9 protein-coding genes are annotated in these 15,527 nt (G+C 41.2%); 7 read left to right on the top strand and 2 right to left on the bottom strand.

The window, feature by feature from the left end:
* Positions 1–51: 51 nt before the first annotated feature.
* The 3 genes from NJ959_RS08105 (at position 52) to NJ959_RS08115 (ending at position 3,692) form a co-directional block, all read left to right on the top strand.
* On the top strand, positions 52–1,461 hold the full coding sequence (locus NJ959_RS08105; RefSeq protein WP_254011251.1) for an IctB family putative bicarbonate transporter: 1,410 nt from the start codon (positions 52–54) through the stop codon (positions 1,459–1,461).
* 527 nt (positions 1,462–1,988) lie between these two features.
* A complete protein-coding gene (locus tag NJ959_RS08110; RefSeq protein ID WP_254011252.1) occupies positions 1,989–2,768 on the top strand; it encodes a Uma2 family endonuclease in 780 nt (259 codons plus the stop codon).
* 81 nt (positions 2,769–2,849) lie between these two features.
* Complete coding sequence (locus NJ959_RS08115; protein WP_254011253.1) at positions 2,850–3,692, top strand: Uma2 family endonuclease; 843 nt, start codon at positions 2,850–2,852, stop codon at positions 3,690–3,692.
* A 143-nt stretch (positions 3,693–3,835) separates the two neighbouring features.
* Here the strand turns inward: NJ959_RS08115 and NJ959_RS08120 are convergent, their stop codons facing one another.
* Positions 3,836–6,022: a tetratricopeptide repeat protein gene (locus NJ959_RS08120; protein WP_254011254.1), complete on the bottom strand. Its 2,187-nt coding sequence runs from the start codon at positions 6,020–6,022 to the stop codon at positions 3,836–3,838.
* 172 nt (positions 6,023–6,194) lie between these two features.
* Between NJ959_RS08120 and NJ959_RS08125 the strand changes: the two genes are divergently transcribed.
* The 4 genes from NJ959_RS08125 to treS all read left to right on the top strand — a co-directional run bounded on the left by NJ959_RS08125 (position 6,195) and on the right by treS (position 13,471).
* Positions 6,195–7,526 carry a hemolysin family protein gene (locus NJ959_RS08125; protein ID WP_254011255.1) on the top strand — a complete coding sequence of 444 codons (1,332 nt, stop codon included), beginning with the start codon at positions 6,195–6,197 and terminating at the stop codon, positions 7,524–7,526.
* A gap of 134 nt (positions 7,527–7,660) precedes the next feature.
* Positions 7,661–7,873 carry an IS1634 family transposase N-terminal domain-related protein gene (locus tag NJ959_RS08130; protein WP_507237484.1) on the top strand — a complete coding sequence of 71 codons (213 nt, stop codon included), beginning with the start codon at positions 7,661–7,663 and terminating at the stop codon, positions 7,871–7,873.
* A 41-nt stretch (positions 7,874–7,914) separates the two neighbouring features.
* Positions 7,915–9,879 carry an alpha-1,4-glucan--maltose-1-phosphate maltosyltransferase gene (locus NJ959_RS08135; protein ID WP_254011257.1) on the top strand — a complete coding sequence of 655 codons (1,965 nt, stop codon included), beginning with the start codon at positions 7,915–7,917 and terminating at the stop codon, positions 9,877–9,879.
* Positions 9,880–10,051: 172 nt separating this feature from the next.
* On the top strand, positions 10,052–13,471 hold the full coding sequence (gene treS, locus NJ959_RS08140; RefSeq protein ID WP_254011258.1) for a maltose alpha-D-glucosyltransferase: 3,420 nt from the start codon (positions 10,052–10,054) through the stop codon (positions 13,469–13,471).
* 151 nt (positions 13,472–13,622) lie between these two features.
* Here the strand turns inward: treS and NJ959_RS08145 are convergent, their stop codons facing one another.
* Positions 13,623–15,272, bottom strand: coding sequence for a 2-isopropylmalate synthase (locus tag NJ959_RS08145; protein WP_254011259.1), 1,650 nt, complete (start codon positions 15,270–15,272; stop codon positions 13,623–13,625).
* Positions 15,273–15,527: the final 255 nt, after the last annotated feature.

Below are 15,527 nucleotides of genomic sequence, written 5' to 3' on the forward strand. Positions count from 1 at the left end.
CAATAACCAATAACCAATAACCAATAACCAATAACCAATAACCAATAACCAATGAATTCAGTTTGGCAACAGTTTACTCTGTCTAATTTGCGCTTATATCAGTGGCGCAGTGCTAGTTATTTGTATCGGGTAGTGGGATTGCTGCAATCGTGGCGTTCGGGTAGTTTACTATTACAATGGTCTGAACCGATTGGGGCATTGTTAGTGGCTTTAGTCTTTGCTTTGGCTCCATTTACTTCCAATGCCCTGGTGGGTGTATTGTTAGTTGCTTGTGGTGCATTTTGGCTGTTGCTGACTTTATCTGATGATCTAGTATCTTCATCAGAATTATCCAGAAGGATTACACCAATTCATTTAATAGTATTATTATATTGGGGTATTTATACGGTAGCAACGGCTTTATCTCCAGTAAAAGTAGAGGCGGCTAAAGGATTAGGAAAGCTGACGCTTTATTTAGTGTTTTTTGCTCTAATGTCAATGGTTTTGCGATCGCCCCGCCTTCGTGCTTGGATTATTGGTGTTTTTCTCCATATCTCACTAATTGTTAGTGTTTACGGGATACGGCAATATCTTTTTGGGGTGGAGGAATTGGCGACTTGGACAGATCCTACTTCAGAATCTGCTAATGTGACACGAGTTTTTAGTTATTTAGGAAACCCTAATTTATTAGCTGGCTATTTACTCCCGGCGGTAGCATTAAGTTTAGCGGCTATTTTTGCTTGGCAGCGGTGGCTACCTAAAGCTTTAGCTGTAACTATGTTTTTATTGAATTCCGGATGTTTAATTCTGACTTATAGTCGCGGTGGTTGGATTGGTTTTGTCATTTGTTTACTCCTATTCTTGGTAATGTTAGTATTTTGGTATAGCCTTCAGTTACCACCTCGATGGCGTATTTGGGCTATGCCAAGTTTACTAGGTATTTGTGTAGCTGCAATGGCACTTGGGGTGATATTTGTTCCGCCTCTGCGCCATCGGGTGGCAAGTATGTTCGCAGGGAGGGAGGATAGTAGTAATAATTTCCGGATTAATGTTTGGTATGCAGTCTTGGATATGATTCGCGATCGCCCTATTATAGGTATAGGGCCGGGAAATAATGCTTTTAATAAAATTTATCCCCTTTTCCAGCGCCCTCGTTTTACTGCTTTGAGTGCTTATTCTATCTTTTTGGAAGTGGCTGTGGAAACTGGTTTGATTGGATTTTCTTGTTTCTTATGGTTATTAATTGTTACTTTTAATCTGGGGGTACAGCAATTAAAGCGTCTGCGAGATTCATTTAATCCACAGGGCTTTTGGTTGATGGCGGCAATTTCTGCGATCGCGGGGATGTTGGGTCACGGTTTGGTGGATACTGTTTGGTATCGTCCGGAAGTTAGTACTCTTTGGTGGTTGATGGTGGCACTGATTGCGAGTTATTATTTTCCTCCTCAAGTGAATATGTTAATGGGTGATGGGGAGAGGTAAAGGGTAATTTAGTCGAATCAGAAACCCGACTTCTTGGAGAAGTCGGGTTTCTTAGCCTTGGTAATTGCGATAGCATTTCCGCTTGAGATTGATGGTAAAGGCTGTCATAGTTTCTCTCTTGTTACTGAATAAATAGTTGGGTAATCTGATAACTTGCAGCAGTTGCGATAACCCGACAGTGGTTCAAACCACTGTCTCATAGCTTAAGTCAGTTAAAACTGACTGAATCATAATTTCAGTCTGACTGAATCATTCATAATGTCAGTCCATTTCAATGGACTTCAGCTATGAGCCGTAGACTTGAGTCTACGGCGGGTTAAAAGGCTTACTGACAAGGTGTGCCAGTGAGGATTTTTTAAATTTCACCAAACCCAAGATTCTCGAATTTTAACCATTGCTAAAATTGAGGATTAGCTTGGGCAGTGGAAAGAGGAAAGAGCGAATGCAAGCGCAAATTGCTTTTGGCAATAGTTTTCACCGATTACAAGCTATTATAGATATAATCCCCTAATTCTAACGTAGCCGCCATGACATTCACCCAAGAATTAGCCCCTCCCCAAGATATCTTAGAACCAGAGATCCCAGAAAATGTTATCTTTCCTTCAGGCGATTTATATAGTGATGAACCTCCCGTGGAAACTGAACTACATCTCAGACAAATCATTATCCTTCTTAACTGTTTAGAATGGCTGTGGCGCTCCAGAAATGACTTCTACGCCGCAGGAAACCTGACTATCTATTATAGTCCCCGCCAAAAGAAATCCCAAGACTTTCGCGGACCAGACTTCTTTGTAGTATTAGACACGGAAAAGAAAACTCGGAAAAGTTGGGTAGTCTGGGAAGAAGATGGGAAATATCCTAATTTCATTGTGGAAATACTATCGCCCAAAACCGCTGATGTGGATAAAGGATTTAAGAAAAAATTATACCAAAATACCTTTAGGACACCTGATTATTTTTGGTTCGATCCCTATACGTTAGAATTGGTCGGATTTTGTCTGGTGAGAGGCAAATATCAACCAATAGAAGAAAACGATAGAGGACATTTGTGGAGTCAGGAGTTAGGTTTATATCTGGGAATATATAACGGACAACTTCGATTTTTTCACCCTGATGAGCAATTAGTGCCTACATCAGAAGAGGTAGCCGAATCAGAACGTCAGGAGAAAGAATTGGCACTACAACAGTTAAAGTTAGAGCGTCAGGAAAAAGAATTAGAACGCCAGGAGAAAGAATTAGCCCTGCAACAAGCAGAAAGACTGGCAGCAAAATTGAGGGAATTAAATATAGATCCAGATACAATTTAGCTCCGGCTTTGCCTAACCCAGGCATCCCACAGCGAAACTACTCTAAAATAGAAACAATCCCCTAATTCTAACGTAGCCGCCATGACATTCACCCAAGAATTAGCCCCTCCCCAAGATATCTTAGAACCAGAGATCCCAGAAAATGTTATCTTTCCTTCAGGCGATTTATATAGTGATGAACCTCCCGTGGAAACTGAACTACATCTGCGACAAATAATCTTACTCCTCAACTGTTTAGAATGGCTATGGCGCGACAGAAATGACTTCTATGCTGCTGGAAACCTCACCATTTATTACAGCCGCAACCAAAAGAAATCAGAAGACTGTCGCGGACCAGACTTTTTTGTGGTATTAGGAACCTCAAGGAAAACTCGGAAAAGTTGGGTAATTTGGGAAGAAGAAGGGAAATATCCTAATGTCATTGTGGAAATCCTGTCACCAAAAACAGTAAAAACAGATAAAAACTTTAAGAAAAGACTCTATCAAAATACATTTAGAACACCAGATTACTTTTGGTTCGATCCCTATACGTTAGAATTTGCCGGATTTTGTCTGGTGAGTGGTGAGTATCAACCTATGGCAAAAAATGAACAAGGACAGTTGTGGAGTCAGCAGTTAGGATTATATCTGGGAATATATAACAAACAACTGCGATTTTTTACCTCAGAAGGACAGCTAGTTCCTACACCAGAAGAAGTAGCAGAATTAGAACATCAGGAGAAAAAATTAGCACTACAACAAGTAGCATCAGAACGTCAGGAGAAAAAATTAGCCCTACAACAAGTAGCATCAGAACGTCAGGAGAAAGAATTAGCCCTGCAACAAGTAGTATCAGAACGTCAGGAGAAAGAATTAGCCTTGCAAAAAAACGAAAGACTAGCAGCAAAATTGCGGGAATTAAATATCGATCCAGATCCAATTTAGGAGGTGAGAAATATGGCTAGAAGGTAGATTCGATCGGGTATTTATATCTTCTACCTCATGGATAAAATAGCTAGCGTCAAAATAGTTATCTTAACTTCCATTGGTAGTTTCATAACATGAACTAGATTATAGTTAAATCAGTCTCACCATCCATTTTGTTGCTCGCCAATACCAACCAAAGCCTCCTGCCTCCCACTCTCATCCTCAATCTGATTTGCCACTTCTATCCCTTGGGCTAAAATCTCCTCAGCTTTCTTTTTATTCCCTTCAATCTGATATTTCTGAGCAATTTGACGTAAGATTACTGTTTGATAACCAACATCCTCAATTCTCTTGACAAATTGCAGTACCAAATCGTAGTTTTCTTCCTGTATCCCGATATTACTTAGCTCTAAAAGCTTTGTCTGCCATGCCTCCTTTGGCTCAATGGTTTTGCCTGCGGTAAAGGCAGTATCTAAAATTCGATTTGATAGTTTAATGTCACCTAGTTTTCTATATTGAATGGCGATATCGATTAACATTTCCGCTTTGGCTTGGGGATTGGAGATGGCGTTTATGAGTTGTGTGGCTAGGTTATATCGCCAGGGTTCTACTACAGGATTTTGACTGGATATATAATAGATACTGGCAATATTTCTGGTGGTTTGAGCCAATAACATATCGCGCTCTTCTTTATCTATAATGCTATCTACACTTGCCAAAGCTTGAGATAAGAATTGAGAGGCTAGAGCAGAATTACCCATATCAGCATACCGCAGTGCGATCGCAAATAACATTCTGGCTCTATCTTCTTTTAGGGGAAGACTCTGGATAATCTCTACTGCTAGTGTCAGATTTTCCTTGTCTAAGCAGTTTACGACTAATTCCTCAAGTCTGAGCCTTCGCGCATCCTGGGAATCCAAACGCTGAATCATTCCCAATATTCGTCGCGCTAATTTAGTGGCTAGTTGGTTTTGGTTTGTATTAATATAGGTATTGACGATTGGGATGAGGTAAATAATTTTTTCTGATTCTGATTCTGTTGTTTCAATTAAGAATAGGGCTTTCTGGAAAACTTGTTCTGCTTTTTCTTTTTCTTCTATTTGGATCAATTCCTTGCGGATAGCCATTAAGAATGATATTTTGTCAGATTCACTTTCTATGGTTTCGATTAGAGGTAGGGTTTTCTCTAATATTTCGGTACTGGTTTTGCATTCTCCTATTTCTGTATGTTTTTGGGCTATCCCGATTAATTCCTGGATTTTGTAATAATTACCTTGAATTGTTTCTGCTTCTAAGAGAGATTTGGCTATTAATTCTTTGGCTTTATCTTTTTCTCCCAGTTTAAGATAACTTCTACTAATCTGGACTAATGCCTTACTTTTATGCCAGACTGGAATATCAAAGGCGTATTGATTTTCAAATTTTCTTACTGATTCAATGGCTAGGGAGAGAATTTGTAATCCTTTGGCTCTATCCCCTAATTCGATATAACGATTGGCGAGATTAACTAGGATACTGTCATTAGGTTCAATCCAAAATAGACTTCTTTCCGGAACAACTGATATAGATTCGATGGTTTTGGCAACGCTGAGGGCGATATCTAACATCAGGATAGCTTGTTTTTTATTACCATTGTTTTGATAGTATTCAGCAATAGTCTGTAAAGCATAAACGCGATCGTCTTTTCCATCTAAGGCGGTGGTGACTTGTAATGCTAATTTAGGTTCTCCAGCTTTGAGGGATTTATTAATAATATCATTCAATAATTCTACTTTCGGATCTGTGTATTCTGGTAGAGGTAATAATACACCGCCAGGGATGAGTCTAGCATATTTTAAAGCTTCACTATATTGTCCGAAATTTAGATAAGCTTGGGCGATTGATTGATGAGCAAAGGCAAGTTCATATTCGTTATTAGATATTGTTTTAAGTAGGGCTTTACCTTTTTCTGCTTCTCCGATGGTAAATAACTCTCCAATCCAATAGGATAAATCCGATGAATCAGTTTTCTGGCTGAGTTCAACTGCTTGTAAAATCAGATTGGCTGCTGGTTTTTTCTGCCCTACTGCTAGATAAGCTTTGGCTAAATCTCTTAATAATTGTATTTTCGTTGAGGTGTCGGTAATGGTTTGGATAAATTGGTATGCTTGGTTGTAGTGTCCCGATTCCCAAGCTGTTTGGATGCGGATTCTGGCTTCGTTATTTTGATTTTCGATATCTTCAGGGGTTGGTTGTTGGGAAATTTGAGGGGTTTTTAGGGTTGGTTGGGTTTGATGGGCTAGGGTTATTGGGGATAGGGGGATGTTGAGTAAGTAGGTTAGGAGGATGGGGAAGATGAATTTTTCCATGAAGATGGGGATGATAAGTTTATTTTTTGTATTCTGATTCTATATCTTGGGTTAAAGCTAAATCAAGTTAATTTGTATTCATCAGATGTAGGGGTGAAGCATTTGCGTCGGAAATTTATTGAGTACGTCGATGTGTTAAGATTCCTTGAGTGGGACACCAACTCTAACATAAATGGCTTCTATAACTAGCGAAATTTTCATTATTTCCCTCCTCATCTTGCTAAATGGGATCTTTGCCATGTCTGAAATGGCAATCGTTTCGGCAAAGAAGGTGCGACTGCAACAGTTTGCAGATAGAGGAAATGCTAAAGCGCGGGCTGCTTTAAGATTAGCGGAATCCCCTAATCATTTTTTGTCTACTGTTCAAGTTGGTATCACCGTGATTGGCATATTGTCAGGTGCTTTTGGCGGTGCTACCATCAGCGATAAACTTGCCATTGAGTTGAAACGTATTCCCCTTTTAGCACCCCAAGCGACGGGTATTGCTTTTTTTATTGTAGTTTTAGCGATCGCGTATTTTTCACTGGTGCTGGGAGAACTTGTACCCAAAAGACTAGCATTAAATAATCCAGAAAAAATCGCCATCAGCATCGCCTCACCGATGGGATTTTTGGCAAAATTCACAGCACCTGCTGTTAATCTTTTAAGCTACTCCACTGACTTTGTGCTACGTCTTTTGGGAATCGAACCTTCAACCGAGCCTGAAGTGACTGAGGAAGAAATCCAAATCTTAATTGAGCAAGGGACTGAGGCTGGTACTTTTGAGGAAGTTGAGCAAGATATCGTTCAGCGAGTATTCCGGTTGGGAGACAGACGGGTTAGTTCCTTGATGACACCACGCTTAGATATTATTTGGCTTGATTTAGATGACTCTTCAGAGGTGAATCGCCAAAAAATAATTAATAGTTTCCATACTCGTTTTCCTGTCTGTCAAGGGGGACTAGATAATGTTTTGGGTGTGTTACAAGTTAATGCTTTGCTCGCTCAATGTCTGGCTGGGAATCCCATCGATCTTACCTCGTCTTTGCGACAACCTGTATTTGTTCCAGAAAGTACGCGGGCGTTAAAAGTTTTGGAGTTATTCAAGCAATCAGGACCTCATCTAGCACTCGTGGTTGATGAATATGGAGTGATTCAGGGACTAGTTACGCTTAATGATATTTTGGAAGCCCTGGTTGGGGATATTCCCTCCATAGATGATACCGATGATGCCCAAGCGGTACAACGGGAAGATGGTTCTTGGTTAGTAGATGGGATGTTGTCTGTTGAAGAGTTCCAGAAACTTTTTGATATTGAAGAGTTGCCGGGACAAGAACGAGGAAATTATCATACTTTAGGTGGTTTTGTTATTACCTATTTAGGGCGAATTCCGGCTGCTGCTGACCATTTTAATTGGGAGAACTTTCGTTTTGAAGTAATGGACATGGATGGTAATCGTGTGGATAAGGTATTGGTAATGCCACTACCAAAAGAGCGATCTGAGTCTACCCAATCTTCCGAATAATTTACTCAGTTTGGGCAAGAGAATTACCTGTTATGAGCGCCAGCCCATAGTAACTGGCTAACTTAATAATTTCTTAAGATTCTTAGGAAAGAAGATGTGAGACAATTCCATAGGTGCAAATCTAAAGACTCCCCATCTGCAATTCCCTAGCCGCCTTCCTCCTACGACAGTCCTATCGAGAGGAGGGCAAATTGAGTAAACGTACTCTGGCAAATCTTTCCAAATTGTCAGATAATGCAATAAAACGGCTGCGAGTTTTACTCAAAAGCAGGATAGCAAAGGCATCTTTAAAAGATGCCTTTGAAATCCAACGTTCCTTACCCCACAGTTATGTAGCAGTGGTGTGAGGAACATTCTTGAATGTGGAATTAAAATCACTAAAATAGACATGCTAAACAGAGAAGGTAGAAACAGAGTCCAGATTGAAGGAGTATGGCCAGAAATTGATGGTGGTGATTTCGCCATAAAGCGGACAGTCGGAGAAAAAGTCCAAGTTGAAGTTGATATGTTTGCAGACGGTCATGATACCATTGCTGGTGTTATTTTGTATCGTCCAGAAACATCTACAACCTGGCTAGAAGCACCACTATCTCCGGTTTATGTCGATCGCTGGAAAGGAGTATTTACTGTAACCGAAATTGGTAGTTATGTTTATACCATTCAGGGATGGACTGACGCTTTTCAATCCTGGCGACATGGTTTAGAAAAGAAACTAAATGCGGAACAGGATATTTCCATAGACTTATTGATTGGCGCAGAAATTATCGCCAAAGCAAGTAAACGAGCATCCGGTAAAGATCTGCAATTATTGCAAAATTGGGTAAGTAAACTGAAATCCGCACCAGAAAAAGATCCAATACTTGTTGGATTTGATGCAATATCAGAAGAAGTAGCTACCCTCATGGCAAAGTATCCGGATCGAGAATTTGCCACAACCTACAAAAAGGAACTTAAAATCACCGTAGATCGAGAAAAAGCTCGTTTCAGCACTTGGTACGAACTATTTCCCCGCTCTTGTGGTGAAGCCGGAAAACATGGGACATTCAAAGATGTTGAGAACCGCCTAACTTATATTGCAGAATTAGGCTTTGATGTTCTATATTTACCTCCCATTCACCCAATTGGAACTACCTTCCGTAAAGGTAAAAATAATAGCACCGTTCCTGAGCCAGGAGATGTTGGCGTACCTTGGGGAATTGGTTCTCCCGAAGGTGGACATAAAGCCATTCATCCTGAATTAGGGACGATGACTGATTTCCACAACTTGGTAAAAAAAGCCGCTACTTATGGCATTGAAATTGCCTTAGATTTAGCTTACCAATGTACCCCAGATCATCCCTATGTAAAAGAACATCCTCAGTGGTTCCGCCATCGTCCCGATGGCACAATTCAGTACGCTGAAAACCCACCGAAAAAGTATCAAGATATCTATCCCATTGACTTTGAAACTGAAGACTGGGAAAATCTCTGGGAAGAATTAAAAAGTATCGTCATTTTCTGGATTGAACAAGGCGTAAAAATCTTCCGGGTAGACAACCCCCATACTAAAGCATTTCTCTTTTGGGAATGGATGATTGGAGAAGTGAAGCGCAGCCATCCCGAAGTTATGTTTTTAGCGGAAGCCTTTACTCGTCCGAAAGTCATGTATCGCCTGGGAAAGCTGGGCTTTACTCAAAGCTACACTTATTTTACTTGGCGTAATAATAAGTGGGAGTTAACCGAATACCTCAACGAACTTACTCAAACAGGAGTAAGAGAATTTTTCCGCCCTAATTTCTGGCCAAATACACCCGATATTTTGCACGAATTTCTCCAAAATGGAGGACGATCTGGGTTTATAATTCGCTTAGTTTTAGCAGCGACTATGACGGCGAGTTATGGCATTTATGGACCAGCATTTGAACTAGGTGAAAATCGCCCACTGAAACCAGGAAGCGAAGAATATCTAGACTCGGAAAAATATCAAATCCGGGATTGGGATTTGAATAGCGATCGCAGCATTAAAGATATTATCGCCCGCGTCAATCGCGCTCGGCGAGAGCATATCTCCTTACAAAGTAATGAGTCAATCAGATTTCATCACGTTGATAACGATCGCCTAATTTGCTATAGCAAGCAAACAGAAGACTTACGGGATGTCATACTAGTTATAGTCAATCTTGACCCCCATTGGACACAAGTTGGTTTTGTCGATTTACCACTAGAATCACTGGGAATAGATCCCTATCGGGAATATCAAGTTTATGATTTACTGAGTGATACTGAGTATACCTGGTTCGGTGGACATAACTATGTCGAATTGAATCCTCAAAGTATTCCTGCTCATGTTTTTCACATACGTCAGGATGAGTAATGGCTAATGGCTAATGGCTAATTGCTAATTGTTGTTTCCTATTTCCTACTTCCGATAAAGAGGGCGAGTCGATTATGGTTATTTGTGAGCAGGATAATCCCTCGTAGCGACTCGCCCCTACTCCCCACTCCCTACTCCCTACTCCCTACTCCATCTAACAACTAACTGAACAATGACATTACAAAACGATCCACTTTGGTTTAAAGACACAATAATTTATGAAGTACCAATTCGTGCATTTGCTGATAGCAATGGTGACGGGATTGGTGACTTTAAAGGATTAACAGAAAAGTTAGATTACTTGCAAGAATTAGGCATTACAGCTATCTGGGTTTTACCCTTTTTTCCTTCACCATTGCGAGATGACGGCTATGATGTATCCGACTATCTAACAATTAACCCGATTTACGGTAACTTGGATGATTTCAAAGCCTTGCTAGAAGCAGCGCATCAGCGCGGGATTCGAGTTATTATTGAGCTAATTGTTAACCATACTTCCGATCAACACCCTTGGTTTCAGCGAGCTAGACGCGCTGTAAAAGGCAGCAATGAACGTGATTTCTACGTTTGGAGTGATACGCCTGAAAAATATCAAGAAACACGGATTATTTTCCAAGATTTTGAGACTTCAAACTGGACATGGGACCCAGTAGCAAAATCATATTACTGGCATCGCTTTTACTCCCATCAACCAGATTTAAACTATGAAAATCCAGAAGTATGTCAGGCAATTTTTGATGTCCTGGATTTCTGGTTAGAAATGGGAGTAGACGGATTGCGAATGGATGCCGTCCCTTATCTCTACGAACAAGAGGGGACTAATTGCGAAAACTTACCCAAAACACATACTTTTTTAAAGCAATTACGAGCTAGAGTTGACGCTAAATTCCCGAATCGGTTGCTGCTAGCAGAAGCCAATCAATGGCCAGAAGATGCAGCGGCTTATTATGGGAAAGGAGATGAATGTCACATGAATTTTCATTTCCCTTTAATGCCACGATTATTCATGGCAATTCAGATGGAGGACAATTTTCCAATAATTGATATTCTCCAACAAACTCCACAAATTCCTAATAACTGTCAGTGGGCTTTATTCCTGCGAAATCATGATGAACTAACCCTAGAAATGGTGAGCGATGAAGACAGGGATTATATGTATAAAGTTTATGCAGAAGATCCCCAAGCCAGGATTAATTTAGGAATTCGCCGTCGTCTGGCTCCCCTGATGGGAAATAATCGCCGCCGGATTGAATTAATGAATGCTCTATTACTATCACTTCCCGGTACTCCTGTCCTGTACTATGGGGATGAAATTGGTATGGGTGATAATATTTATTTAGGCGATCGCAACGGTGTCCGCACCCCAATGCAATGGACAGCTGATCGCAATGCAGGCTTTTCTCGTACCAACCCACAAAAACTCTACGCTCCCCCAATTGTCGATCCAGAATACCACTATGAAGCTGTCAACGTGGAGGCGCAACGAGCTAATCCAAATTCCTTCTGGTGGTGGATGAAACGCCTAATTGCCATTCGGAAACGTTTTCAAGCTTTTGGACGTGGTACATTTGAATTCCTCCATCCAGATAATCGCAAAGTACTAGCTTTCATCCGTACCTACGCCGGAGAACATATTTTAGTCGTGGCGAATTTGTCACGATTTGTCCAAACGGTGGAATTGGATTTATCCGCTTTCCCTGGTATGATACCTGTCGAGATTTTTGGACGTACTCAATTCCCCCAAATTACTTCCTCTCCCTACTTTATTAGTCTTGGTCCTCACTCTTTCTACTGGTTTACTCTACAATTGCAACCGCAGGAGATTGAAGCAGCTAAATCCCATCGACAAACACCAACTTTGGTAGTTAGTGGTAATTGGCAAAATGTCTTTTCCCAACCAGAGACAAAAGCAACTCTGGAATCCTTGTTATTGGCTTATCTTTATCAATGTCGCTGGTTTGGTGGGAAGGCAAGGGCAATTCAATCTGCTGACATTGTGGAAGTTATTCCCATTTCTTACCAAGAAACTGAGACGAATCTAATTTTTATTCGCTTGGATTACATTGAGGGAACTCCAGAAACCTACATAATTCCCCTAGGGTGGGGTACTGGAAGTGACTTGAGTAGCGATGCCCCAGACTCTCGGAAAACTCAGCGCCGCAGCATTAATTCTGAACAAATACTCGCCTATCTCCAGATTCGCGGTAACGAGGAAATTGGGGTTTTATTTGATGCGGTGGGAGACAAAAACTTTTTGGCATTACCTTTAGATGCCATCAGGGAACAACGGAGCTATCAAGGGAAAGCTGGGACTTTGGTAGCGACAGCAACTGATGTCTTATCACCTTTAATTGAATTCGGGGTAGCTGGGTTAGCAGAAGGTATCCAAGCGGAAAATCATGCACCGAATCTAGCGATTTCTCCTACTAACTTAGATCCTCATTTACTAAGAGGAGAACAAAGTAATACATCAGTTGTCTATGGAGATCGTTTGATTTTCAAAATGTTCCGTAAAGTAGAGGAAGGTATCAACCCCGACTTGGAAATTGGACTTTTCCTAACTAAGAAAAAAGTTCTGGAACATTTTCCCCCTCTGGCTGGTGCTTTAGAGTATCGCAGTAAAGAAGGAAATAAAATTACCCTGGGAATACTCCATGGGTTTATTCCTGATACCCAAAATGCTTGGTCTTATACTCTAGATCGGTTGCGAGATTTCTTTGAAAAAGTGATGGCACTATCTGGTTCAAATCTTCGGGAAGAAAAACTATTCTCTCCGAGTCAGGTGAATTTATCAGGGGAAAAAGCTTATCCATTCGGTTACGATTTGTTAGTTTCTTATTTAGATACTGCCGAACTTCTAGCCAAGCGTACTGCCCAATTACATATTGCTTTATCCTCCGATCCAGATAATCCTGACTTTGCCCCTGAACCATTTTCTACCTTCTATCAGCGTTCGATTTATCAGTATATGCGCAACTTGTCAGGACAGGTTTTACTACTTTTGAAAAAGCAACTAGATTCCCTACCAGTAGAAACCCAACCTTTGGCAAAAAAAGTCCTCAACTATAAAGAACAGATTATGGGGCGATTTAAAGCTATCCTCGATCAAAAGATTACGGTGATGCGCACCCGCTGTCACGGGGATTACCATTTAGGGCAAGTACTTTACACTGGGAAAGACTTAATTATCATTGACTTTGAAGGAGAGCCAGCACGCCCTTTGAGTGAGAGACGAATGAAGCGCTCGCCCCTACGGGATGTTGCCGGAATGCTACAATCTTTCCACTATGCGATCGCTACTGGCTTGCTTAATGAAGTAGAAAATGGCATGATTGGTTCAGAATCTTTACCTGTGATGAAGCAATGGACAGAGTTTTGGTACGATTGGGTTAGTGACAGGTTCCTCAAAACTTATCTATCCACCGCAGCAAATTATCCTTTTATACCCAAAACCGATCAAGAATTACAGGTGCTGTTGGATGGTTATTTGTTTGAGAAATGTATCTATGAATTAGGTTATGAACTTAATAACCGTCCCCATTGGGTAAATATTCCACTCCAACGAATTTTACAGTTGTTGGGGGTTAACTAACAGAAACCGGGTTTCTGGCGTGTATTTCATAAGCTTGCAATGTGCTGTAAGTTTATTCTCTGCAACAGAAGGGCAAAAGAAAAAGGGAAAAAGTAAAAGGAATATCTTCTTTCCCCTTTTCCCCTCAAAGGAATATACCTCATCCCAAAAATTATCGCGATTGAGGCAACATTTCCGCACTTTCAGCAACTTCCCCTATCGTGCGCAAAGCCGAATCACTCTTCCCTCCGCTCTCTAACCACCCATACAATCGGTTAAGCGCATTTACATAAGCCTGAGCAGAAGCCACAATAATATCAGTATTCGCTGCATGACCAGAAAATACTCGATTATTGTGCCGCAAGCGAATAGTTACTTCCCCAATTGCATCAATTCCTGCTGTTACTGATTGGACAGAAAATTCAATCAATTCATTGGGCACATTTACCACCCGGTTAATTGCTTTATATACCGCATCTACCGGACCAGTACCAATGGCAGCATCGGTTAATTCCTCACCTTCAGGAGTGCGGAGAGTTACTGTTGCCGTAGGAGTCGCATTACTACCACAAGATACTTGAACTAATTCCACCCGGAATAATTCTGGTGCTTGCTGAATCTCGTCGTTAACGAGTGCTTCCAAATCCCAATCAGTAATTTCTTTTTTCTTATCCGCTACTTCTTTAAAGCGGACAAATGCTTTATTTAAGTCAGTTTCTGATAGCTCAAATCCCAACTCTTTCAAGCGAGTGCGGAAAGCATTACGTCCAGAATGTTTGCCCAATACAATCTGATTATCGGTTAAACCAATCGATTGAGCATCCATTATTTCATACGTTAGCTTATTCTTCAGAACACCATCCTGATGAATACCAGACTCGTGAGCAAAAGCATTTGCCCCCACAATCGCCTTATTCGGTTGCACCAACATCCCGGTAAGATTAGACACTAATCGCGATGTCTTATAAATCTGACGAGTGTCAATATTAGTTAGGGGTACTTCCGATTCAGGAGAACGTCCCAAATAGGGATTAAAATAGCGACGACGGACATGTAATGCCATCACCAATTCTTCTAGGGAAGCATTCCCCGCCCTTTCGCCAATCCCATTAATGGTGCATTCCAATTGTCGCGCCCCATTTTTCACAGCTTCCAGGAAATTAGCCACCGCCAAACCCAAATCATTGTGACCGTGAACTGAGATAATAGCCTGGTCAATATTAGGGACATTTTCTTTAATTCCCCGAATCAATTCCCCAAACTCGCTCGGTGTGGTATAACCCACAGTATCGGGAATATTGACAGTTGTAGCACCTGCTGCGATCGCTCTTTCCAATACTTGGTACAGATACTCTGGATCTGAGCGCACTGCGTCCATAGGTGAGAATTCTACATCATCCATAAAGGATTTAGCATAGGCTACCATTTCCTCTGCGATCGCAAGCACCTCTGCTCTTGTTTTTTTGAGCTGGTACTCCAAGTGGATATCTGATGTCGAGATAAATGTGTGAATTCTTGCCTTAGCCGCTGGTTTTATAGCTTCTGCGGCGGCTTTAATATCAGCTTTAATCGCCCTTGCCAAGCTACAGATAACAGGACCATTTTCCGTCCCCACCTCAGCGGCAATCTTTTGTACCGCTTCAAAGTCTCCAGGGCTAGCAAAAGCAAAACCTGCCTCTATCACGTCTACGCCCAAACGTGCTAGTTGTCTAGCAATCAGGAGCTTTTCGTCTACATTTAGGGTTGCCCCAGGGCATTGTTCCCCATCCCGGAGTGTCGTATCGAAAATAATAATACGATCTGTTTCAGGTTGTTTGTTCATAGTTCATGTTCCTCTACCAGTACATTTTTCTCTCAATCTATCAAATATTTTCTTATTGCATAATTTTTTCTTGCCTCTTGCCTCTTGCCTATCTATAAAAGAGGTTAAAGGTTAGAGGTTAGAGGTTAGAGGTTAGAGGTTAGAGGTTAGAGGCTAGAGAGTTTTATTGTTCGTTGTCAGGGTTATGCGTGGGTATTTTTTCACCTCCTACCTCTCACCTCCTACCTCTCACCTCCTACCTCTCACCTCCTACCT

The organism is Limnofasciculus baicalensis BBK-W-15 (assembly GCF_024178385.1).
In the GTDB taxonomy this organism is placed as follows: domain Bacteria; phylum Cyanobacteriota; class Cyanobacteriia; order Cyanobacteriales; family Coleofasciculaceae; genus Limnofasciculus; species Limnofasciculus baicalensis.